Source organism: Paenibacillus montaniterrae (assembly GCF_018403185.1).
GTDB lineage: Bacteria > Bacillota > Bacilli > Paenibacillales > Paenibacillaceae > Pristimantibacillus > Pristimantibacillus montaniterrae.
This window is the reverse complement of record NZ_BOSE01000002.1, coordinates 415,751-437,930: the sequence shown is the minus strand read 5'-3', so window position 1 is coordinate 437,930 and position 22,180 is coordinate 415,751. Positions and strand designations below refer to the sequence as shown.

Genomic DNA, 22,180 nt, shown 5'->3' with positions numbered 1-22,180 from the left:
TAATACGAAAGCTAAGTACTTAAATAAACTGGAATGATGGGTCAAGCTATCATTCCAGTTTTTCATTTTAAACTGCCATTTTTTGCGACGCTGGCGTCGGCTTGCTGCCCTATGCCCTATGCGCTTGTGTCGGCGCTGGAATAAGACGAGCTAATTGTTCTGGACAGCAGCAATCCGGTGAGCAGCAGCATGCCTCCGCTCGCAGCTATAATAACGGCAGGACCGTACAGATCGGATAACGCTGAAAATATGGCCAGGCCAAGCGGAGGCGCAACGCTAGTCGCCGAGCTGAGCAAGCCGGATATTCTGCCTTGCAGCTCCGGTGCAATTTGTGAACGCAGCTCGATAAAAATAATCGTTGTACTAAAGCTGAACAAAAAGCCTACCAGCAAAATGAAAGGTAGTGCCGCAAATGCCTGCTCAATAAAAGAAATAAGTACAAATGATCCGCCCATTAAAATAATGCTGAGCGCGATGATTCGTCCCTTGTGCACAATTCGTTTGTCAAAGCCCATAATGAGCAGCGAGCCGATCACGTAGCCAAGCGGAATGCACATTTCGATTAAGCCAAATACTACCGCTCCAGCTCGCCACACCTGAACGGCCATTACCTGAATAAGCATGAAGGTGGAAAGAAAGAAGAGCATCACAACAGGCAATATAATAAGCGATGCTTTGGCTAGCTTATGCTGCAGCGCAAAGCGAAATCCTTCGATTAAATCTTCCTTGAACGAGGTTTTGCTTCGCTCAGCTGCTTTGACTGCTTCGTAGCGAAAGGCGCCTGCGAGGATGACAAGTATAGCGGAAATTAGAAATGCCGCTGCATCGATTGCGATGGCGATCGCTCCGCCTAAAAAAGCGACAGCAGCGCCACCAGCGGCAAAGCCTAAAATACGTACCAAATTGTCTGAAATATTGATCGCGGCAACCGCTTTGGCAATTTGCTGCTTGCCGACGATTTCAATCAGCGCCGCCTGAAACGCCGGTGCGCGGAAGCTGCCGACAAATGCGACAAGCGCTGTTAACGCAAGTATCGCGGTATAGGAAGTGTTCTCGAGATAGATTAGCAAAGCGATAATTGCAACGAGTACAAAACGGATAAAGTCGCTTGACCACATAAGCAGCCTGCGATTTATGCGATCAGCAATCGTTCCGGCTACTGAGCTGAACAGCATGCTTACGACAAGATGTGTAATTAGCACTGCCGACATCAGCTTCGCGCTGCCGCTTGTTTGCAGCACCCACAGGTTTAAGGCAATGCTATGAAAGGTGTTGCCTAGCAGAGACAAGCTGTAGCTCGTAAATACAAATAAAAAGGAACGGTTCCTCCACAATGTTTGCGAATGTGCAGCATTTAGCGATAGGCTGCTGTCCAGTGCAGCAGCCTCGTTATGGCTGTACGTTTTTGATTCCAACATGCCAGCTCCTCCTTCAAGGATAAGATTGATAAACACAGTTTGTATTCAGATAATTTAGTCTGATATCAATGTAACTTAAACGATTAAGTAGTCCTGAATAAAAGCAGAGCCTTACTCTGCTTCTATTTTTATAGTTTTGTTCGACGCTGCCAGCTCTGAACGGTTAATCAATTGAATTAATTGCTCAGCAGCCAGCCTGCCTTTTTGCTGCTTGAATGCGACTGCTGTCGCATTTGCAGGCAAAAGCTGCGCCATATTTGCCGTACAGATGACCGTTAGCTGCTCGCTAGCGGTATATTTGCCAGCAAGTAAAGCAATCGCTTCGTTGATAATAATGCCTTTTCGCGCTTTCTGCTTGTTAATAAACTGCTTGAGCTTCTCCTCGCACTGCATAATATGAATTTGCTCGGACGTAAGCGGCAGCAAGCTCGCAAGATGACGCAGCAGCTCTTCATTGTTGTAATCATCAAGCACAGCATAGTAGTTTTGCGGCTGGTGAAACAGCTCTGGAAGCTGTGCAAACGCAGATGCATAATCAAACATCAGCTGATTGAATAAAGGGTCATTAATCAGGCTGTCGATCACTAGAACGGGTACGCCGCGCGGGAAGTGGCTGGATATGTGATGAAAGCGATCACTTCGGGCATCGACGACAATAACGCCATCCAGCTTGCGCTCAGCAATAATATCCAGCTTGGGAGCAGCTGCATCCAGGCTATGCAAAATAAGATGGTAGCCACGTTCGCTCAGTGCAGCTTCTATTTCATCAATAAGCGAGCTGTAACGAATTTTCCGCCAGCTCTCACTGCGGGTTGACTGATTGATAAGCAAGCCAATGAGTCCTGTTTTTTGCTTGACTAATGAGCGGGCTGCCAAATTAGGTACATAGCCGAGCTCCTTTGCTGTTTGCAAAATGCGGCTGCGCGTCTCCTCTGCAATAGTTTGATTTGCAACATTGTTAAGCACATAGCTGACAGTTGCAGTGGACACGCCAGTTTGCTTGGCAATTTCCTTCAGCGTTACTTTTTTCATTCGATTGCTCCTTCGTGTTCAGTGCTAGCATTATCACTTAATCGTTTAAGTCATTATCGCATAGCTTTCTCAAAACGTCCAGAGACATTTGAGGGTCTATTATTATGCAGCGATAATGTAAGCTATAGCAATACAGCGAAATTCAAATTTGTTGACTAATTTAATAAACATTATTATAATAAGTTTAAGATTTTGATAACCGAGAGGTGATGGTATGGATTTTTCAAGCCTATCGCTGGCAGAGCTGAAAGCAGGCTATCGTTTTGCAGAGCAAGAAAATATGTACATTTGTATTCATTGTGATCTAAGGTTTCAAATTGGGCAAATTTTTTCGATTGATGACCATTTTTATGATGCTGAGCATGCAGTTGCCAAACATATTGAAGCCGAGCACAGCGGTAACTTTGAGCTTTTGCTGCATTCCACTACAAAATACAATACGCTAACCGATGTGCAAAAACGGCTGTTGTCATTGTTTTATAGTGGAAAATCGGATCGGGATATTGCAAAGGAGCTAGGCCTGTCCGATTCAACAGTACGCCATCAAAAATTTACATTTCGGGAAAAGGCGAAGCAGGCGAAATTGTATTTAGCCTTGTATGAGCAAGCATTCGAGAAGAAAAATGCTGACGAAAATGAAATCGTGCCGATCCATAATAGCGCTACAATGGTTGACGAGCGCTATGTGACGACAGAGAAGGAAAGAACGCGGATCCTTAATACTTCCTTTGAAAGCCTTTCACCTTTGAAGCTTAAAGAATTTTCTCCAAAAGCGAAGAAGCAAATTATTATTTTAGCGAGAATAGCAGAAGAATTTGAAGCTGGCAAAAAATATAGCGAGCGAGAAGTTACAGAGCTGTTAAAGAACATATATAGCGACCATGTTGCGCTTCGGCGCAGTTTGGTGGATTATGGCTTTTTGGACAGAACAAGCAAAGGCGATGCGTATTGGCTGAAGTAGCTGAACTAAGAAGGCTTAGATGCGCAGTGTTGCATGATGGTGATGAAGGGAGGAAGTACTGTGGAAGCTGCTATACAGGGAGCTGCCCCTGACAATAATGAGGGGCAGCATATTCGACAACTGCTCCAGTCTCAATTGGATATCGCTTGGCAGCTGCTGGAGTATCATCTTCATGACTTGGATGATGATGAAGGACTGTGGCAGCCCGCGACGGCAGGACTGCATGTCCGCAAGCAAGAAGGTGGAGGCTGACGAGCAGATTGGCCACAATCGGAGGCTTATGATATCGGACCTGCCAGCATCGCATGGCTCACCTGGCATATTATATTTTGGTGGTCAATGACGCTCGACCATTCATTCGGCAATGCGAGTCTGACTCGTGAAGCTGTACAATGGCCCGGAAGCATAGCACTAGCAAAGGCGAAAATAGCAAGCCTTCGAGATGAGTGGAATACTGCAATAGAGTCGTTAACGGATGAACAACTGCTTCAAGCCGAGCGAACGCGCTGGCCTTTTGCAAACAAGCCATTTTATGAGCTAGCTGGCTGGCTTAATCTGGAGCTGATGAAAAACGCTTCTGAGATCGGGTACTGCAGGTTTTTATATGGGTCAAGTGTGCAAAAAAGCTTTTAATTAAAGAAGGGATGCTCCGTCATGATCGTTCTGCTGGAGCATCCCTTCTTACTGCTCGTAAATGGAGAAGAAAAATTCCATGGATAATATTGACAAAATTTGTTGGATCTATTAAGCTAGAGATAGTGATGTAACGTTTCATCAAAATAATCTAAACCTAAATAGATAATCTTTCATTTCGCTTATTATTAATGATGAAACGTTTTATTTGGAGGCAGTATTGTGGAAGGGAATAAAGTAACAATCAAGGATGTAGCCAGGCTCGCTGGGACATCGATTGCTACGGTGTCCAACGTGCTTAACGGGACGGGCAGAGTAGCTGAAGCAACGAAGCAGAAAATCAATCGGATCATAGAAGAGCTGGAATTTGCACCAAGCACAGCAGCGAGAAATTTACGGGACAAGCGCTCCTCATTAATTGCGGTTATTGTTCCGTATATGGAGACCGGAAAGCTGATGGACAACCCGTTTTATTGGCAGCTAGTAGCCGGCATAGAGGAAGGGGCTCGTTCGAAGCGACTGCAAATTATTTTGGTAGGTGTGGAGCCAGATGAGACGTTTTCATTTGTACGCGAGCGGCAAATTGACGGGCTCATTGTAATCGGTGCGATTCAGGGAAGCGAAATTATGAGTCGCATTGAACGCCTGAGCATTCCAGTTGTATTTGTTGACAGTTATTTGCAGAATGATCGCTTGCCGCATATAAGTCTTGACGATGAGCTGGGCGGCTATATAGGGACGAAGCATCTTATTTCGTTGGGCCATCGCAATATCGTTTTGCTGTCAGGCAAGCTGAGCGAAAAAGGCGTCAATTATTACCGTTGGCTTGGTTATTGCAGAGCGTTGGCGGAAGCAGGAATCGCGCCGCGTGAGGAGCTTGTGCTGCAGGAGCCGGTATCCGCGTTAAGCGGCTATCGCGTTGCTGGAAAAATCGCCGCTCAATTAAGCGAGGCAAGTGCTGTATTTTGCCTATCGGATGTGGCAGCGATTGGCTTGCTCAAGGGGCTGTATGATTTAGGCATTAGCGTGCCGCAGCAGCTGTCGGTCGTAGGCTTTGACAACAGCCTTCAGGCAAGCTATACAATTCCGGCCTTAACGACCGTTCATCAGGATATCGCACAAAAAGGCCAGCGTGCGATTAAGCAGCTCATTCAATTAATGGATGGCGAACCAGTGGAGCAGCAGCACATTGTGCTCGGTGTAGAGCTGGTTGTGCGTCAAAGCTCAGCAAGTATTCAATTTTAATGCATCCGCTTTAAGAGCGGTGCTATTTTTTAATGATAATGCAATCGTTTGCGCGCTATCATTTGCAATATTGAAAGGGGGGATGCCGGAGCGGGAAGACGAAGAAGAAGCAATATTGATAATGGTTCAGGTCAGGTGTAATGCTATCTTACTAAGAGATGAGGAGAGTTCGTTATGTCAATCAAATGGAAACGCTTACTCGTATTCGCATTATCATTTGCCTTGCTGTTGCCTGTATGGACAGCAAATCCTTCCACTGCTGATGCGCTGACAGCATCTGGCGCATTGGGCCCGGTTACACCGAAGGATACAGTTTATCAAATCATTACAGACCGCTTCGTAGATGGTGACACAAGCAACAATATACCTGCTGGCTTTGATCCGACTTTATTTGATGACGCGAATCAGGATGGCCGCGGTGACGGCAATGACTTGAAGCTGTATCAAGGCGGCGACTGGCAGGGAATCATTGATAAAATTCCGTATTTAAAAAATATGGGCGTAACCGCTGTATGGATTTCAGCGCCGTATGAGAACCGCGATACGGTCATTGAGGATCATAAGGCGGGCGGCGGCATGGATCGTTGGACAAGCTTCCATGGTTATCATGTACGCAACTATTTTGCAACGAACAAGCATTTTGGCATGCTGCAGGATTTTGAAGAGCTGCGCGATGCGCTGCACGCCGAAGGCATTAAGCTGGTGATTGACTTCGTTACGAATCATACGAGCCGCTGGCAAAATCCGACGCTAGGCTTTGCTCCAGAGGATGGCAAGCTCTATGAGCCTGACAAAACAAGCAGCGGCGAGTACGCATTTGATGCCAATGGCGAGCCTTACGACTACAACGGCGATGGTAAGGTGGAAAATTTGCTGGCCGATCCGAATAATGATGTGAACGGCTGGTTCCACGGCATCGGCGATCGCGGCAATGATGGCTCCCGCTTCGGCTACAGACATAAGGATCTCGGCTCGCTTGCAGATTTTTCGCATGAAAATGCGGCGGTTATAGAGCATTTGGAGAAAGCGGCCTTGTTCTGGAAAAGCAAAGGTGTAGACGGCTTCAGACATGATGCAACGCTTCATATGAGCCCAGCCTTTACCAAGGGACTAAAGGATGCAATCGATTCAGCCGCAGGTGGCCCTGTTACTCATTTCGGGGAGTTCTTTATCGGCAGACCAGATCCGAAGTACGATGAATACCGTACCTTCCCGGATCGCACCGGCGTTAACAATCTTGATTTTGAATACTTCCGTGCCGCTACAAATGCGTTCGGTCATTTCTCAGAGACGATGACGGACTTTGGCAATATGATGCTGGCGACTAGTGCAGACTATTCGTATGAGAATCAGGCGGTAACCTTCCTTGACAACCATGATGTAACCCGCTTCCGCTACATTCAGCCGAATGACAAGCCGTATCATGCCGCTCTGGCTGCTCTAATGACTTCGCGCGGCACGCCTAACATTTACTATGGGACAGAGCAGTATATTACATCCGATAATAGCAGCGATATTGCAGGTCGTGTATTTATGGAGAAGGAAGTGGCCTTCAACGAAAATTCCACTGCCTACAAATTAATTAAGAAGCTGTCGGATTTGCGTCAATCCAATGATGCTGTCGCTTACGGAACAACCTCCGTTTTATACAGCACCAATGATGTGCTTGTCTACCAGCGCCAGTTTTTCGATAAGCAGGTGATTGTCGCGATCAACAGACAGCCAGACCTCTCCTTTACAGTTCCTGCATTGAACACAACGCTGCCTGCCGGCACCTATGAGGATGTGCTAGGAGGCCTGTTATACGGTGCAAGCAACACGGTAACGACTGTTGGCGGTCAAAACAAGCTTTCCAGCTTTACGCTTTCCGGTGGCGAGGTTAGCGTATGGTCGTACAATCCACCGCTTGGCGAGTCTCCTAAAATCGGCGACGTTGTCTCGACGTCCGGGCGTGCAGGCAATACTGTATACATTTACGGAACTGGCCTGGGAGGCTCGGTAACGGTGAAATTCGGCACGACTGCTGCGACGGTTGTCGCGAATAACGATACGTTTATCGAGGCTATTGTGCCTAATGTAGCAGCAGGCAAACAGGCGATAACAGTTACCAAAGGCGCTAATGTCAGCAACAGCTTTATTTATGAAGTGCTGTCTGGCGATCAGGTGCAGGTGATATTCAAGGTTAATGCTTCAACCGTATATGGGCAAAACATTCACATTGTCGGAAATATTCCCGAGCTGGGCAGCTGGGACCCGGCAAAATCAACTGAAGCGATGCTGAATCCGGACTACCCGATTTGGTTCCTGCCGGTCAGCGTACCGAAGGGCACAACGATCGAGTTCAAATTCATTAAGAAGGACGGAGCCGGCAATGTCGTATGGGAAAGCGGCAGCAATCGGGTCATTACTTCGCCAACAAGCTCTACCGGCTCGGCAGACACTCCAGTCTACACGTGGCAGTAAGTGATTTCTCTACTGCCCATACGTATAAAATTGATTTTGCTGTAACATGATATAGTTACTGCCGTATCATCATTAATTGTTCTCAATTATTATGGCAGCAGGAAAACCCACAAGCTGATCACTTAAAACGTGGCAGTCTTGTGGGTTTTATTATTTAACGATAAATTTAGTTTTCAGACGCGCCCTAGTTTTCGCATTTCAGGACAATAAAGCTGAAGCCGGGCAATGACAGGCTGAGCGCATTAGCTGCTTGATCATTCGCATGCTCGGCGCCCCCTTCGGTAAGCAGCTTTGTCCAGCTTGAGCCAGAGCTATTGGCAAGCTCCAGCTTCGATGCTTGCTTGCGGGCATTGAGGGCGATCAGTAGTCGCTCGTCTCCGTCACGACGCTCATAGACGAGTGTGCCATCTGTTTCTTGGGCGCCTGTATGAAGGAAGGAAATGTCGCTGCTGCGCAGCGCTTTATAGCTATGGCGCAGCGCAATAACCTGCTTGTAGAAGCTGAGCAGCTCTTGATTTTGCTTCTCTGACTCCCATATCATACATTTGCGGCAGTCCGGATCGCCAGCGCCATTCAAGCCGATCTCATCTCCATAGTAGATGCAAGGCGTTCCCGGGTACGTAAGCTGGAACAAGGCTGCCAGCTTCATAGCGGCTTCATTGTCCTCGCAAATCGTAAGCAGGCGCGGTGTATCATGACTGTCCAGCAGGTTGAAGGCTGTTTCAGTAACCTGCTGCGGATATGCGGCAAGCTGCTTGCCGATAGCGTCTGCAAAGCTTTGTGCGCTTAGCGTTTGATGACCGAAGAAATCAAGCACCGCATTCGTGAACGGATAGTTCATTACAGCGTCAAACTGGTCGCCCTGCAGCCACATAATGGAGTCATGCCAAATCTCGCCAAGAATGTAGGCTTCCGGATTTACCCCTTTTACGACTTGTCTGAATTCACGCCAAAATTGGTGGTCAACCTCGTTCGCCACGTCAAGCCGCCAGCCGTCAATGCCGACCTCTTCAATCCAGTAGCGGGCTACCTGCAGCAAATATTCCTTAACCTCAGGATTTTCTGTGTTAAGCTTTGGCATCAGAGGTTCGAATGCAAAGGTTTCATAGCTTGGAACGCGATCGACCACCTGCAGCGGCCATTCGCGCACATGGAACCAGCTTGCATATTTGGAGTCCTTGCCATTTTTTTGCGCATCGACAAATGGCGGGAAGGTGCGTCCGGAATGGTTGAAAACAGCGTCAAGCAGAACGCGGATGCCGCGCTCATGGCAAGCTGCGACCAGCTCCTTCAGCTTTTCATTTGTACCGAAATGAGGATCAACCTTCAAATAGTCGTGTGTATCGTATTTATGATTCGTTGTTGCTTCAAAAACAGGCGTAAAATAAATCGCATTAACGCCAAGCTCGGCAATATAATCCAGATGATCAAGAACTCCCTGCAGATCGCCGCCAAAGAAATTGGATGGAGTTGGTTTGCCGCCCCATTTTTCCACATTTGCCGGATTAAGCGATGGATCGCCGTTGGCAAAGCGCTCAGGGAAAATTTGATAGAATACGGCATCCTTAACCCATGCTGGCGGCTCAAACACGTCTACAGGATTAATAAACGGGTATTCGAAAAAGTTTTTCGGGTCCTCCGGCAGCTCCTTAATAAAGCCGCTTTCAATAAAAATGAGCTGCTCGCCATTGCTAGCGTCAGTTAAACGAAAGGCGTAGCGAAGTCTGCGAAAAGGCGGGACTACAGTCGTTTCCCAGTAGTCATAAAGCGAATCCTGAGCAAATACACGCATTTCCATGCTTTTCATGGTGAAGGCCCACGCATATTTGTCTCCTGCAATGGCTTCTACCTTGATACAGTCATTCTTTTTCGTTCTGATCCGCAAATGGACCGTTTGCTTGTCGTAGGCGTACGACCAGTTTTGTTTCGGTCTGTGATATACCGCTTCCAGCAACATTAAAATTCCTCCTTAAAATGTGTAATAAATAAGAAAAGGTACAACCTGGGCTCATTTAAGTCCGAGGTTGTACCTTTTCCTAAAATAAAACGTTCATGCAAAGCATAGAACATAGGTGGCGGTAGCATTGCCTTTATATTGTATCTCTCAACACGTTAATTATATAACATTATGTGTCACAGGTATAGTAGTCCTTGCAAAAAAATTAGTTGAAAAATGTTGCAGCATATACGCTATAACACGCATGCCTCAGGACCGGGAGTGGAGCTTGTAGTAGCGCTGCCTTAGCTGGGCTGCAATCGCTGCAAGCTGCTCGTTCTCCGGCAGGCTAATAAGGCTGCTAAGGTTCAGTGGTTGCTGCAGCCTGCGCAGCTCTGCGCTTTGATTGGACTGTATCGTTTGCTTGATCGCCTCGGCAAAGCTGTGATGAGCTAGAGCGCCTAGCCCGGCTAGTTCCTCCAGGCTTGCTGTGCTTTGATCCGTTACATTCGGATAGCTGGACTGCTCGGCGCCAACTGCGGCCCTCTCATAAAATTCACGTACTAATTTTGTACGATGCTTCCCTTTTCCGGACGCGATGATAAACGCCTGTACAGCGTACGCATGCAACTGTCTGCGCTGAGCAATTCCGCAAAACTTCAAGCCGTCTATACTCAAATCATAATCTCCAGGGCAGTAAGCTCCCGAAATTTCCCCTTTTTGTACCGAGGCTCCTGTATGCGCTAATGCAGCCGCAATCAGCTCAAACATTTTTTCAAAATCCTGATGAAAGCTGGCAGGTTGCTGCAGCGGAAATATTAGCGAGATGTTGACTACGCCAGCATCAAGCGGCACAGCTGCCCCGCCCGAATTGCGTACGATCGGCAACCAATTGTTCGAACGCAGCCACTCCACCGCTTGTTCTGCGCGCGGCAGACGGGCATCCCGCTGCCCTAAAATAAATGCATTGCGATGACGCCAAATATGGCAAATGCTGATCCCGCTTTGCGCTGCTTGCCTGCACAGCCACTCATCCATTGCAAATGCCAAATAAGGATCATTGCTTGCAAGTTGATTACTATAATCAACGATATGCATTTGCCTGGCCCATGAAGTGATAGCGTGCTTTGTCATCCTCTTCTCCTTTTTTGAAAGCTGAGCAGATTTGCTCGGAAGCTTTCTTTGCTATTTATATCTATTGTAGTACATCAGCTTCAGCTTTGCTGCTGAAAAACGGTTGCGCTGGAGTTGAGAATGCAATAAGCGGAATATTATTTTCTGCTGATCCTGCAAGAAAGACTCATATTTTTACAAATATTGTTCAAACTAATGAAAGTTATATACGAAGGCGGTGAATGATCATGAGCGATAAACAGAACGGGAAAGATATGAATAACGAAACAGCTGCGTCAAGTAAACAAGGAGAAAATGGAGCGCAGCATTCACAGCAGGCCGAGCAACAGAATCAATCTGTCGGATATCAAGGTCTACAATCGAATCCGCAATACCAGCAGTCAGGCAATCACTCACAATTATCAGATTATGAAGCTGAAGCTGCCAGAAATCAGCAGGAAATCGAGTATATTATGACAGATGAACTCCAGCCGCGGCTGGAATGGTTCGAGCAGCAGTTTGACCGCTGTTCGGAGCTCGTTTTCCACAATTTTTCAATCAATGCGGGGATTGGAGCTCGTGATTATAATGCTGTACTCATTTATATGAATGGGATGTTTGATATCGATCAAGCTGAGCATCACGTGCTGAGGCCTTTGCTGGGGCGTACCTTTTATACGAGACAAGAATTAACGCAATATCTGTACAGGCTCCATCAGTTGCCTATTACAGAGATGAAATGGGTGGAGGATGGAGTAGAAGCGAGAAAAAGCATTTTACAAGGTCATGGCGCTTTTTTTTTCGATGGAGATTCGCGAATACTGCTTTTTCCGTTCAGCAAATTTGAGAAGAGGGGAATTGAGGAGGCGCCTAACGAGACTGTAATTCGCGGACCTCGTGAAGCGTTTGTTGAGGATCTGCAAACGAATCTTAGCTTAATAAGAAGACGAATAAAAACTCACCTCCTGAAAACAGAGGTGTTCGAGTTGGGCGAGTACACCTCCTCCAAGGTTATACTCACTTATTTGGAGGGAGTATGCAAGCCGTCTCTTATTCATGAAGCTAGAAATAGATTAAGCTATATTAACGATGCTGGCGTAATCGCCGCTACACAAATCGAGGAAATGTTGGCTGACAATCCTCACAGCTTATTTACACAAATGCAGCATACCGAACGTCCTGATGTGGTGAGTGCGGCTATACTGGAAGGCAGAATAGCGATTTTGATGGAAAATACGCCAGATTCGATGATCGCTCCAGCTACGATGTTTATGAAAATGCAGTCGCTGGAGGATTACAACCAAAACTTTATTGCGACCAGCTTTATTCGAATTGTTCGCTTTCTGTTTTCCTTTATTTCGATTATGCTGCCATCCTTTTATATTGCAGTTACTACCTTTCATGCGGAGATGATTCCGTTCAATCTGTTAATTTCGGTTGCGTCGGCGCGAGAAATCGTTCCGTTTCCCGCCTTGCTTGAAGCCTTTATTATGGAAATTTCATTTGAAGCGCTGCGTGAGGCATCTGTGCGAATTCCGAAATATATCGGCCAGACGGTATCGATTATCGGAGCGCTTATTATCGGAACGGCGGCTGTTCAGGCTGGAATTGTATCCTCTGCGATGGTCATCATCGTATCGGTTACAGGCATTGCATCGTTCATTATTCCAGGCTTTGACCTGAGTCTGTCTTTCCGCTTGCTGCGCTTTCCGCTTATGCTTTTGGCAGGCTTTCTGGGCATTTTCGGCATCGCTTGCGGCTTGATTCTCATCTATACCCATATGTTGAATCTAAAGTCGTTCGGCGTGCCTTATTTGTCGCCTTGGGCACCGAGTAGCTACGGGTCGATGAAGGATGTGCTGATTCGCGCGCCTTGGTGGAAGCTGAAAAGCCGACCAACCTTTGCTTTGTCAAATCAAAAGAAAAGACAAGCTGACGATAATCGGGGCTGGACACAAAAAGAGGGGGATCAATCGTGAGGAAGCTGCTGTTGATTTTACTTTTTATGCTATTGCTGACCGGCTGCTGGTCTTCACAGGAGCTCAATGACCAAGCGTTTGTCAGTGTCATTATTGTAGATAAAACGGAGGAAGGCGTTGAGGTAACACTTGGCCTGCCATTGACTAACAACATGGCTGTAGGGGATGCTGGCGGACAATCCTTAGGAAACCAGCAATTTGGTTTTTTTAGCCGTACAGCGACAACCTTCGAGGATGCTCTGCAAAAAGTACAAGGAGATCTGTCACGCAAAGCAAATTTTGGACAGAACCGCAACATTATTTTTGGTAGAGCATATGCAGAAAGTGGGATTTCTCCAATTCTGGAGTTTTCCTCCAACAATCCATTCTTAAGGTTAAACACGAATCTGTTTATGGTTGACGGCTATGCCAAGGATGAGGTTACGAAGGCTACGGTAGTATCGGAACGTTTTTTGGCTACAATTTTAAACAAATATATCGAACAGCAAACATCCATGCAAACCACCGTTAGGGATCTTATTATTTCCAATACAAGCGGTGGCGATGGGCTTATTCCGATTCTTAAGTTTTCGCAGATTTCGGAAGGTGCAGTTGTCGGCACTGCTTCTACCGTTGGCACTGGGGGCGCGGGCATATTTCGCAATGGCAAATTAATAGAGCCTTTATTGACTCCTGAGCAAACATCGGGGGCAAAGAGCATACGTAATCAATTAAGACAGTACTATTATAGCGTTGCGTCACCAACAGATGGCAATACTGTCGGGTTTTACAGCACAATAGTCAACGTAAAGACCCGGATTACAAGAAAAGAGAATAAATATCATGTTATTGTCAATCCTACCTCTGAAGTACTTGTGCTTTCTAACAACTCTAATATTGATTTTTCACAGTATGAACAAACTCGTATGATGGAGAAAAAAATAGAAGAGTTCGGGGATAATATGCTCAGGGAAACAATGAGTATCATTCAGCAGACAGGAGCTGATGTTTTTCATTTTGACCGTTATTTTAGCGCTAAGTACCCTCGCGAGTTTAATAAAATTCAAGCAGATTGGCGGGAGTTTTATCGGGATCAGCTTGTCGTGGATATCAAAAACGTTATTAATTTGCGTCGCAAAGGCTCTGTTGTCCGGTCATTTCGGAATAAGCATCAAAGCGCCCATGAGAAAGAAGGCTCTGAACAATGAATAACATACTGATCACCCAAAAACAGGTATTGAAGTTTTTTACCTTGCATTTGATTGCCACAGTGGTTGCATTTCTCACAGGACGAATGCTGCAAATTGGCGGCTTCAGCGCCCCTACAGGTGTTATTTTCGGGAGCATCATCGCTTTAGTTATCACTCTTTTAACTGTTAAATTTGCACAGCGTCGTCCAGAACAGCATTTTGCGTGTTATGGAGCGGATATCGTGTCACGTTGGGTCCATTATCCGCTCATTATGATTGTAGTTGCCGTCAATCTGATTATTATTGTGCTTGATCTATGGAATATACAGGATTTCTTGCTCCAGTTTTACTTACTGGATACTCCACCATTTATTGTAATTATTTTGTGCGGTTTATGTATCGCATATACTGCGCGCTTTGGCGTAAAATCCGTTTTCAGAGCAGCAGAAGGGTTGTTTTACATAAGCATGCTCTCGTTTATTATCATTCCATTCCTTGTGCAATCCAATGTGGAATGGTTTATGATAGAAGGTTTTGTTAAGCAAATTGATTTTGTAAGGACAACATCGGAAGGATATTATATCGGCTCAATATTTGGGGAAACTGCGCTAATTATTTATGTTTTTCCGTATTTGAGCAAGCAGGAGCGTACAGGCAGAACGATATGGTTTTTAATACCTTTAACGATGCTGCTTGTTCTCGTTCATCTGATTTCGATAATTTTAGTGATCGGACCAGACCTGGCTGCAAACCTCAATTATCCTGAGTTGGAGATGATTAGGCTTATTCGCAGTGGATCATACCTGGAAACATTGGATCCAATTATTATATGCCTATGGCTGATCAGCATATTTATTAAAATGAGCTTTATGCTGCTAATAACAAGCCAAATTATATCTAAAATATTTAATTTGAAGTACGATGAGTCGATTGTTTATCCGCTAGCCATATTTGTAGGAGTAGGCGCGATTCATTTTGCAAAGTCGCCTCTTCAGTTTATTATCTTCAACAACCCGATGCTGATTACCAGCTTTTATATCATTGAATGTATTCCATTGTTCTATTACATCGTTGATATTATACGAGGCAAGGGGAAAAATGAGCAAATGGAGGAAAACGCATGATTTTGATCGCTATGATTTTCGCCATCGTCATGGTTGCCGAAATTCGCTATTTGAAGAAAAAGAAAGAAAAGCTGACGCCTTACGTGATTATATACTCGGTATTGTTCGTTGCGTCAGAGCTGGTCTATATGCTTCGCCAGCATACGTAGACCGTATGACGAAAGATTGTATCTGCAAGGAAAATGCCAAAGGGGAGCGAGTATGCCATTCGCTCCCCTTGCATTTACTGCCGTGTCCTTTAACAATATATGCAGTCATTTCACGTTTTATGCCTGATTCGCAGCTGCATCCTCTGCTTCAAGCTTGGCGATCGCTTCCTTGCTCACATCAACACGTTTAATAAACAGCGTTAGTACGAGCGCGACCAGGGTAGTAAAGGTTGCAATCAAGAATGAGAACTGAATGCCATCGAGCAAGCCTAGCTGTGCAATATGCGCTTTTTCTGCATCAGTTATCGTCGTCAAATCGACCTTGCTCATTTGCTCGGCAATGCTGCTTTCTGCATGGGAGTTCATCAACGAGACGAAGATCGCCGTACCAAGTGCGCCTGCCACCTGGTTCAGTGTATTGTTGACCGCAGTACCATGCGGATTAAGACGGGTCGGCAGCTGGTTAAGACCATTGGTCATAATCGGCATCATTAGCATGGAAATCCCCAGCATGCGAACAGAATAAAGCGCAATAATATGCGTGTACGTTGTTTCCGTATCGAACATGGTCATCATATACGTTGTAATGCTCGTAATGAGCAAGCCGATGACGCCGAGTGTTCTCGGACCGAACTTGTCAAACAGCTTGCCTGTAATTGGCGACATAATTCCCATTACAATCGCACCTGGCAGCATCATCAGACCAGATTCAAACGCTGTAATGCCACGTACGCTTTGCACATAGGCTGGCGTTAAAATCATCCCGGAGAAAAGTGCCGCTGAGTTAACAACAGAAATCAAGGAGCTCAAAGCAAACATCGGGTATTTGTAAACCGACAGGTTAAGTAAGGGCACATTCATTTTAAATTGGCGCAGCGTAAATAATACGATCATTACTGCTCCAACTGCAATGGTTGTAATTACAACCGGATCGCCCCAGCCAGTCGTGCTCGCTTCACTAAAGCCGTACAGCAAGCCGCCGAAGCCGAGCGTTGAAAGTACAACAGAAAGATAGTCCAAAGAAGTTGGACGAGTTGGCATTACATTTTCCAGCTTGAAGATGGCAAGCACCAGGCTGAGGATCGCAAAAGGCAATACCATTTCAAACAGCAGGCGCCAGTCGTAATATTGAACGATATAGCCTGACAGGGTTGGGCCGAGTGCCGGGGCAACGATCATAACAAGCCCGAAAACACCCATTGCCGCTCCACGCTTTTCACGCGGGAAGCTAATCAGCATAACATTCATCAGCAACGGCGACATAACGGAAGAGCCAGCCGCTTGAATCATGCGTCCAGCCAGCAGCATGCCAAAGCTATGCGCTAATGCCGCGACTGCTGTACCAAGTGTAAATAATAGCATAGCTGTAATAAATAGCTGACGATTCGTAAACTTGGTAAGCAAAAAGGCGGAGACTGGAATCAAAATGCCGCTAACAAGCATATAGCCTGTTGACAGCCATTGACCTGTTGCATAGGAAGCAACATTTAAGTCGGCCATAATGGTCGGTAAGGCAACGTTCATTAATGAGTTATTCAAGAAAGAAACGAATGCACCGAAAAATAAAATTCCCAACATAAAGTAGGGAGGTTTCTTTAATTGCTGTAAAGACTCGCTCATTGTGTTAGTCGCTCCTATCTCAATTTTTAATGTCACTTGATGATTTTATATCATGAGTACAATTTTATCAAGTTTTTTGAACTCAAAGTCCAAATACCTTGAAAATGATCTGAAATGATGGTTATACTATAGCTAATAAACAGTAAGGAGGCGCTCAATGAACAAGCGAAAAAAAATTGTCGTTGATCACGCAAAGGCGCTTTTCCTGGAAAAAGGGATTCAACAAACCTCAATTCAAGATATTATAGAGCGTTCCGGCATTTCCAAAGGAACATTCTACAATTACTTTTCCTCGAAAGATGAATGCATATCCGCTATTTTAGAGCAATCGTACTATGAAATTACCGTCAGCAGGCTCGAGCTGCTGTTAAAAAATAACCCGAAGGACCTGCATATTTTAATTCAACAAATTTGCATGTTTACAAGAGCAAATGAACAGCAGGGCATAAGTGGTTTATTTGAAGAGATTATGCATTCTGGAGATAAAGAATTAAAAAAGGTTGTTATGAATTATCGGCTGCAAGAAATTGAATGGCTTGCAGGACGCTTTGTTGAAGTATTCGGAGACGATCTGTCGCCGCATGCACTAGAAGCGGCTGTTATTTATTTTGGCATCCAGCAGCATTTGCATTTTGCAGCAAAGCTAACGAACCAGCGCAGCACTACGACTGAGCAGATTGTAAAGTCAGTATTCCACTACATGCGGCTAATTATCAATAGCTTGATTCATGAAGGGACCGCTATTTTAGACCCTGAACGAATCGTATTTTTCAAGTCCAATTTCGAGCATGAGCAAGTAAAGCGTGAAGAAGTGCTTGAGCTGTTGGATGAAATTATTAGGCATTCGCAGCTGACCAAGGTTCAGCTTGAGCTGGCAGAAGGGTTGAAGCAGGAGCTGGAAAAAGAGGAGTTAAGATACAGCATTATTAATGCGCTGCTTTCGCCGTTTCTCGATTCATTCCGCGGCACAAGGCTGTATGCGGAGGCTAAAAATATTATGGGTACGACATGGTTGTACTTGAATCAACAGACAAAGCCCAATAAATAAAAAGGCTGCTTAGAAAGCCAGTGAAAACTGACCTTCCAAGCAGCCTTTGTTTATTTTATGAATGCTAAGTGCCCATTCAACAGCTCGACTTTCAGGACCAAGAAGATGGCACGATACTAGAGGGCGAGGAGCGCAGCGTAGATAGACCTACGTGAGCACCTTCAATGTTTTCGCAGAAAACATACATCGGAAGCATAATCTACTCGGTAGCGTGACATATTCGCCGTCGACTATACTACAGAGAAATTACATCGTCATCAAAGCTAATTGAAAAGCTCGGCTTTCAGGACCAAGAAGATGGCACGATACTAGAGGGCGAGGAGCGCAGCGTAGGCAAAAAGCTACGTGAGCACCTTCAATGTTTTCGCAGAAAACATACATCGGAAGCATAATCTACTCGGTAGCGTGACATATTCGCCGTCGACTATACTACAAAGAAGTTACATCGTCATCAAAGTCGAGCTGTGGTTTAATGCGGTACCAGTAGTGATAGGCTTCCTTATACCCCAGCTTGCTGTATACGCTTAGAGCCGCTGTATTGGACTCCAGCACAGCTAAATAGCTGAGGCTGACCTGCTTCTTGCACTGCTGCAGTACATGCCATAGCAAATGACTGCATAGACCGAGGTTGCGATATGGTGCCGCGGTAATGACATCGTATATGCCAACGACGCCTTGATCAATAACCGCCATAGCTAGTGCAACAGTTTCACCATTCAACAAACTGCTTGCAAGCAGCACTTGTCCGGGCATAGCAGCGATCATATCAATCATCGTAGGAATGTACTGAGGATCAACGCCGCTATGCTCACAATATTGCTCGAGCCAGCGTAAAGAAATATGCTCCTGAAGCGAAAGCTCAAGTTTATCGGTTTCATTTAGCTTTACCTTCGGCTCCGTATGCGGAAGCTGCTTTAGATCAAGCGTCAGCATTAACGAAGGGTCCAGCATCGTATAATCGAGCTTTTCCAATGTTTCATCAAGCTGCGGCTCCGAAAAAGGCGTAACTTTGAATATAGTAGGCTGCTTAACTGAGTTGTATATTTGCTCGCAGCTCGCAATATTAACATGCAGCTGCTTGCTTGTGCTTTTTAGTGTGCTAATGCAGTTGGCGCGCTTTGTGTAGCCGTTAGCCATACGAAGCTTCCAGCCATCCATAAATTCTGTATTTAAAGCTGGCCAATGCGTCAGGCTCAGCTCTTCTAATTGTTTTAACGGCAATGACATCATGATTCCCTCCTTGTCAACAACATGTATAATGATACATTATATTGTATAAATATTCAAGTGTGCGCGAAATAATGCATGCTGAATGTATAAATTGAGAAGCAAGGGCTTATGTAAAAAAGCATCATACGATGCATTATTCAGAATTTTTACAGGTTTTGTCGATACAATAGGTATCATAAGACGAAGGGAGTGCTTGCTGCATGTATGGACTTAATAAACAAAAGCTGTCTGAACAACAAATTAACCATGCTCTACATATCGTATATGGATGCAAGGCGGTAAAGATTCAAGAGCTGCCTGATGGCTGGGCCAATAGCGCTTATGAGTTGAGCATGGAGGATGGGGCAAGCTATATTATGAAGGTTTCTCCCCCGACATCCACGCAATTAATGCGTTACGAGTATGAATTAATGAAGACAGAGGTCGAGGTATTATACTTGCTGAGTCAGGTAGATCAAATTCCTGTACCGAAGGTGATCGCGTTCGACCGTTCTCGCACTTTGCTCGATGGCGAATTTTTTATTATGGAGAAGCTGGAGGGCGCGCCCTATAATAAATTGAAGGAAAGCATGACTGAGCAAGAACGCAGTTCAGTTGAAAGTGAACTGGGACGTTATGCTCGATTGATGCATGATATTAAAGGCACAGGCTTTGGTCCATACTGCGCTCCTATGGATGAAACGATGAGCTGGCGGGAAGTGTTTCTCATTCTGCTGAATAGCGTGCTGGATGATGGAGAGGAGGCAGGCTTGTCGTTGCCGATTGCTTATCAAGAGCTAAGAGATATATTGTACAGCCACAGCGTTTGTATGAGTGATGTGACAACGCCTTCATTAATACATTGGGATCTATGGGATGGCAATCTGTTTGTGAAGGATGGCAAAATTACGGGCATAATCGATTTTGAACGCGCATTATGGGCCGATCCGCTGATGGAGCATTACTTTAGCAATACAACGCTTGACGCGGCAAGCTTTGTTCAAGGCTATGGAAAGTATGAGCAGCTGTCGCCGAATGAGCAGAAGCGGGTATTATATTACAAGCTATGTCTCGATCTCATTATGTATGTGGAATGCCATTATCGCGGCTATACAGATGAACGGCATTTGTCATGGGCAAAATCGAATATCGAGCAAGGCATTGCATCGTTCCTGCAACAAATCAAGCTTGCTGAATAAGAGCAGCGCAATATGCGTTGCTATATGTAAAAATAAAAAGCATCCTGCCTTCACCTGAATAGGACCTGAGCCTTCAGGTGAGCAAGGATGCTTTACATTTGATTGCTGATGAGTGCGAAGCTGTGCAATTATTGCTGCGTTGTAATGTAGCGGAAGGACAGGCCGTCTACCTCTGCGGCAGCCTCCTCGAACAGCTGAATGAATTTGGAATAGTCGGTATGATCATCGCAATCTTGCTGCCACTCAATATGCAGCGGCAAGCTGACATAGCCGGTTAAACAGTCCCATAATGCATCAAGATTATGGCCGTAATGCTCAGGCAATTGTAGCTGATCAGCCAGCCAGTGATGCACGGACGGATATTGGGCAAGCTGAGATTGCAGTAATGTAACGGTATGAGCCATTATTTCGTCGCCTCCGTTATATCAGTAAAGCTTTTATAGTGATCCGTAGTCATATAGATTAAGCCATCATTGGAAAATACAATTCGATCAGCGTTGCGGCGTCCGCCGTTGTAGTTAATATCGGCCTCATACCATATACGCCCTTTTTTGTCAGGCAGCAGCCCTTCTCGATTGCCAAAACGATCTCCGCCGATGCTTTTCCCAGGTGCAACCTCATGCAAATTGCCTTCTGCTGCAACCCAGCCTAATGCTTGCGCTTCCTTCTTAGTAATAAAATTGTCCGGCAGCTTGCCATGCTCGCGAATATAGGCCGCGACCTCTTCAAATGAGGTTAAAGGAGCATCGTCAGCCTTGCTTTCTGTTTGACCGGCCGATTGGTGGTTGATTGTGCTTGTGCTGTTGTTAGTAGCTGCAGGATCGTTCAGCAAATTGCCGCAGCCCGTTATAACGCCGATAAGCAAGGCAAGCAGAGCGATTAGCGCTACGCTAGTAAATCTTTTGAATTTGGAGAATAATAAGTTCATTGTTCCACTCCCGAGTACACTTTTAGTCAATAGTATAAGCGATGCTTGCATGCAAAGCAAAGCTCTATTCAGCGCTGCGGAGCAAAGCATCCTTCAGTCGCTTTTTAAATCGTAATGCCTCCTTATTGGAATGTTGAAGGTCGCATTACGATGTTAAAGGCGACTCACTTCGTTTTACGGATGCTTTGCTCCTCCGCTGGTGCTTTTTCTTTGTATGCGTTGCTTCGATTGATGGTGGAGGTTCAGCGCTACGGAGCAAAGCATCCTCCGCTGTAGCTTTTTTGAGTGCAGGACCAGGAAGAGTGTGCGCTAGTAGAATACGAGGATTGTTCAAGTGGTATAGGCATTGTATGATTGAGAAGGAAGTCAATGCAGGCAGGCACTGCCGCTGACGGTAGTATCGCTGATTTAAGCAGAAGGAGGCAGTCAGCATGAAATGGAGTATTAAGCATTTTAATGAGCTAACTAATATTGAGGTTTATGAGATTATTAAGCTGCGAACAGAAGTGTTTGTCGTTGAGCAGGAAAGTATTTATTCCGATTGCGACAATAAGGATTTAGACGCCTACCATTTACAGCTTCGAGATGAGCAGAATCAGCTGCTTGGTTATTTGCGAATGCTTGACCGAGGTGTCAGCTACGATAGTTATTCCATCGGCAGAGTGATTATCGATCTGCAGCTTCGCGGAACAGGCTATGGCGAGCAGCTGGTGCGCAGAGGGGTGGCATTTATTGCCGAGCATTGGGGCGGTCAGCATATTACGATTTCTGCGCAGCAGCGGTTAACCCGCTTTTATGAGAAGGTCGGCTTTCAAGTTGAGTCCGAGCCTTATATCGAGGATGGAATTCCTCATATTCAAATGTCGCTTCATCTCAATTAAGTGCTGCAGCTTATTTTTCGTCCGTTCAAAAATAAGCTATAATAGTTTTAAAGCAACGATAATATAAATGAAT

General features: G+C 45.5%; 20 protein-coding genes. 12 read left to right on the top strand and 8 right to left on the bottom strand.

What is annotated here, in order from left to right:
* Positions 1-116 precede the first annotated feature (116 nt).
* Positions 117-1,418: an MFS transporter gene (locus KJS52_RS07705; protein WP_213514161.1), complete on the bottom strand. Its 1,302-nt coding sequence runs from the start codon at positions 1,416-1,418 to the stop codon at positions 117-119.
* 111 nt (positions 1,419-1,529) lie between these two features.
* Positions 1,530-2,450 (bottom strand): LacI family DNA-binding transcriptional regulator, encoded by a 921-nt coding sequence (locus KJS52_RS07700; protein ID WP_213514160.1) that lies wholly within the window; start codon positions 2,448-2,450, stop codon positions 1,530-1,532.
* 214 nt (positions 2,451-2,664) lie between these two features.
* On the opposite strand from KJS52_RS07700, the gene KJS52_RS07695 reads away from it, so the two are divergent.
* From KJS52_RS07695 to KJS52_RS07680, 5 genes are all read left to right on the top strand, one after another.
* Positions 2,665-3,411 carry a DUF2087 domain-containing protein gene (locus KJS52_RS07695; RefSeq protein WP_213514159.1) on the top strand — a complete coding sequence of 249 codons (747 nt, stop codon included), beginning with the start codon at positions 2,665-2,667 and terminating at the stop codon, positions 3,409-3,411.
* A 60-nt stretch (positions 3,412-3,471) separates the two neighbouring features.
* Complete coding sequence (locus tag KJS52_RS27345; protein ID WP_246563290.1) at positions 3,472-3,663, top strand: hypothetical protein; 192 nt, start codon at positions 3,472-3,474, stop codon at positions 3,661-3,663.
* A 33-nt stretch (positions 3,664-3,696) separates the two neighbouring features.
* The gene (locus KJS52_RS27340) at positions 3,697-4,044 is read left to right on the top strand and encodes a DinB family protein (RefSeq protein WP_281425575.1); all 348 of its coding nucleotides are present in this window, start codon (positions 3,697-3,699) and stop codon (positions 4,042-4,044) included.
* A 222-nt stretch (positions 4,045-4,266) separates the two neighbouring features.
* The gene (locus tag KJS52_RS07685; protein WP_213514158.1) at positions 4,267-5,289 is read left to right on the top strand and encodes a LacI family DNA-binding transcriptional regulator; all 1,023 of its coding nucleotides are present in this window, start codon (positions 4,267-4,269) and stop codon (positions 5,287-5,289) included.
* Positions 5,290-5,463: 174 nt separating this feature from the next.
* Positions 5,464-7,752: an alpha-amylase family glycosyl hydrolase gene (locus KJS52_RS07680; protein ID WP_213514157.1), complete on the top strand. Its 2,289-nt coding sequence runs from the start codon at positions 5,464-5,466 to the stop codon at positions 7,750-7,752.
* Positions 7,753-7,936: 184 nt separating this feature from the next.
* On the opposite strand, the gene KJS52_RS07675 is transcribed toward KJS52_RS07680, so the two are convergent.
* Both KJS52_RS07675 and KJS52_RS07670 read right to left on the bottom strand, forming a co-directional pair.
* Positions 7,937-9,709, bottom strand: a complete 1,773-nt coding sequence (locus KJS52_RS07675; RefSeq protein WP_213514156.1) for an alpha-glycosidase — start codon at positions 9,707-9,709, stop codon at positions 7,937-7,939.
* A 249-nt stretch (positions 9,710-9,958) separates the two neighbouring features.
* Positions 9,959-10,822 carry a lipoate--protein ligase family protein gene (locus KJS52_RS07670; protein ID WP_213514155.1) on the bottom strand — a complete coding sequence of 288 codons (864 nt, stop codon included), beginning with the start codon at positions 10,820-10,822 and terminating at the stop codon, positions 9,959-9,961.
* Positions 10,823-11,049: 227 nt separating this feature from the next.
* Between KJS52_RS07670 and KJS52_RS07665 the strand changes: the two genes are divergently transcribed.
* From KJS52_RS07665 to KJS52_RS07650, 4 genes are read left to right on the top strand one after another with little or no spacing between them, the layout of a single operon-like run.
* On the top strand, positions 11,050-12,780 hold the full coding sequence (locus tag KJS52_RS07665) for a spore germination protein (RefSeq protein WP_213514154.1): 1,731 nt from the start codon (positions 11,050-11,052) through the stop codon (positions 12,778-12,780).
* Entirely contained in the window at positions 12,777-13,967 is a 1,191-nt protein-coding gene (locus KJS52_RS07660) for a Ger(x)C family spore germination protein (RefSeq protein ID WP_213514153.1), read from the top strand. Before KJS52_RS07665 ends, KJS52_RS07660 begins: the two co-directional genes overlap by 4 nt.
* Positions 13,964-15,073: a GerAB/ArcD/ProY family transporter gene (locus KJS52_RS07655; protein WP_213514152.1), complete on the top strand. Its 1,110-nt coding sequence runs from the start codon at positions 13,964-13,966 to the stop codon at positions 15,071-15,073. Before KJS52_RS07660 ends, KJS52_RS07655 begins: the two co-directional genes overlap by 4 nt.
* Positions 15,070-15,222 carry a hypothetical protein gene (locus KJS52_RS07650; protein WP_213514151.1) on the top strand — a complete coding sequence of 51 codons (153 nt, stop codon included), beginning with the start codon at positions 15,070-15,072 and terminating at the stop codon, positions 15,220-15,222. The genes KJS52_RS07655 and KJS52_RS07650 overlap by 4 nt, the downstream gene beginning before the upstream one ends.
* A gap of 117 nt (positions 15,223-15,339) precedes the next feature.
* On the opposite strand, the gene KJS52_RS07645 is transcribed toward KJS52_RS07650, so the two are convergent.
* Positions 15,340-16,842: a DHA2 family efflux MFS transporter permease subunit gene (locus KJS52_RS07645; protein ID WP_213514150.1), complete on the bottom strand. Its 1,503-nt coding sequence runs from the start codon at positions 16,840-16,842 to the stop codon at positions 15,340-15,342.
* A 157-nt stretch (positions 16,843-16,999) separates the two neighbouring features.
* On the opposite strand from KJS52_RS07645, the gene KJS52_RS07640 reads away from it, so the two are divergent.
* Positions 17,000-17,890 carry a TetR/AcrR family transcriptional regulator gene (locus KJS52_RS07640; protein WP_213514149.1) on the top strand — a complete coding sequence of 297 codons (891 nt, stop codon included), beginning with the start codon at positions 17,000-17,002 and terminating at the stop codon, positions 17,888-17,890.
* A gap of 429 nt (positions 17,891-18,319) precedes the next feature.
* Here KJS52_RS07640 and KJS52_RS07635 read toward each other — a convergent pair whose 3' ends face one another.
* The gene (locus KJS52_RS07635; RefSeq protein WP_213514148.1) at positions 18,320-19,117 is read right to left on the bottom strand and encodes a GNAT family N-acetyltransferase; all 798 of its coding nucleotides are present in this window, start codon (positions 19,115-19,117) and stop codon (positions 18,320-18,322) included.
* Between the two features lie 203 nt (positions 19,118-19,320).
* Here KJS52_RS07635 and KJS52_RS07630 point away from each other — a divergent pair, with 203 nt between their 5' ends.
* Positions 19,321-20,298 (top strand): phosphotransferase family protein, encoded by a 978-nt coding sequence (locus KJS52_RS07630; protein ID WP_213514147.1) that lies wholly within the window; start codon positions 19,321-19,323, stop codon positions 20,296-20,298.
* Positions 20,299-20,426: 128 nt separating this feature from the next.
* Here the strand turns inward: KJS52_RS07630 and KJS52_RS07625 are convergent, their stop codons facing one another.
* Both KJS52_RS07625 and KJS52_RS07620 read right to left on the bottom strand, forming a co-directional pair.
* A complete protein-coding gene (locus KJS52_RS07625; protein WP_213514146.1) occupies positions 20,427-20,702 on the bottom strand; it encodes a barstar family protein in 276 nt (91 codons plus the stop codon).
* Entirely contained in the window at positions 20,702-21,226 is a 525-nt protein-coding gene (locus KJS52_RS07620) for a ribonuclease domain-containing protein (RefSeq protein ID WP_213514145.1), read from the bottom strand. Before KJS52_RS07620 ends, KJS52_RS07625 begins: the two co-directional genes overlap by 1 nt.
* A 431-nt stretch (positions 21,227-21,657) precedes the next feature.
* Between KJS52_RS07620 and KJS52_RS07615 the strand changes: the two genes are divergently transcribed.
* Positions 21,658-22,107, top strand: a complete 450-nt coding sequence (locus KJS52_RS07615; protein WP_213514144.1) for a GNAT family N-acetyltransferase — start codon at positions 21,658-21,660, stop codon at positions 22,105-22,107.
* The last annotated feature ends 73 nt before the right edge of the window (positions 22,108-22,180 follow it).

Excerpts from the sequence above, each read along its gene's own strand:
- KJS52_RS07695 (WP_213514159.1), top strand. The coding sequence starts at position 2,665 with ATGGATTTTTCAAGCCTATCGCTGGCAGAGCTGAAAGCAGGCTATCGT.
- KJS52_RS07640 (WP_213514149.1), top strand. The coding sequence starts at position 17,000 with ATGAACAAGCGAAAAAAAATTGTCGTTGATCACGCAAAGGCGCTTTTC.
- KJS52_RS07620 (WP_213514145.1), bottom strand. The coding sequence starts at position 21,226 with ATGAACTTATTATTCTCCAAATTCAAAAGATTTACTAGCGTAGCGCTA.
- KJS52_RS07630 (WP_213514147.1), top strand. The coding sequence starts at position 19,321 with ATGTATGGACTTAATAAACAAAAGCTGTCTGAACAACAAATTAACCAT.
- KJS52_RS07655 (WP_213514152.1), top strand. The coding sequence starts at position 13,964 with ATGAATAACATACTGATCACCCAAAAACAGGTATTGAAGTTTTTTACC.
- KJS52_RS07675 (WP_213514156.1), bottom strand. The coding sequence starts at position 9,709 with ATGTTGCTGGAAGCGGTATATCACAGACCGAAACAAAACTGGTCGTAC.
- KJS52_RS07670 (WP_213514155.1), bottom strand. The coding sequence starts at position 10,822 with ATGACAAAGCACGCTATCACTTCATGGGCCAGGCAAATGCATATCGTT.
- KJS52_RS07700 (WP_213514160.1), bottom strand. The coding sequence starts at position 2,450 with ATGAAAAAAGTAACGCTGAAGGAAATTGCCAAGCAAACTGGCGTGTCC.
- KJS52_RS07645 (WP_213514150.1), bottom strand. The coding sequence starts at position 16,842 with ATGAGCGAGTCTTTACAGCAATTAAAGAAACCTCCCTACTTTATGTTG.
- KJS52_RS07615 (WP_213514144.1), top strand. The coding sequence starts at position 21,658 with ATGAAATGGAGTATTAAGCATTTTAATGAGCTAACTAATATTGAGGTT.
- KJS52_RS07650 (WP_213514151.1), top strand. The coding sequence starts at position 15,070 with ATGATTTTGATCGCTATGATTTTCGCCATCGTCATGGTTGCCGAAATT.
- KJS52_RS07635 (WP_213514148.1), bottom strand. The coding sequence starts at position 19,117 with ATGTCATTGCCGTTAAAACAATTAGAAGAGCTGAGCCTGACGCATTGG.
- KJS52_RS07680 (WP_213514157.1), top strand. The coding sequence starts at position 5,464 with ATGTCAATCAAATGGAAACGCTTACTCGTATTCGCATTATCATTTGCC.
- KJS52_RS07705 (WP_213514161.1), bottom strand. The coding sequence starts at position 1,418 with ATGTTGGAATCAAAAACGTACAGCCATAACGAGGCTGCTGCACTGGAC.
- KJS52_RS07625 (WP_213514146.1), bottom strand. The coding sequence starts at position 20,702 with ATGGCTCATACCGTTACATTACTGCAATCTCAGCTTGCCCAATATCCG.
- KJS52_RS07665 (WP_213514154.1), top strand. The coding sequence starts at position 11,050 with ATGAGCGATAAACAGAACGGGAAAGATATGAATAACGAAACAGCTGCG.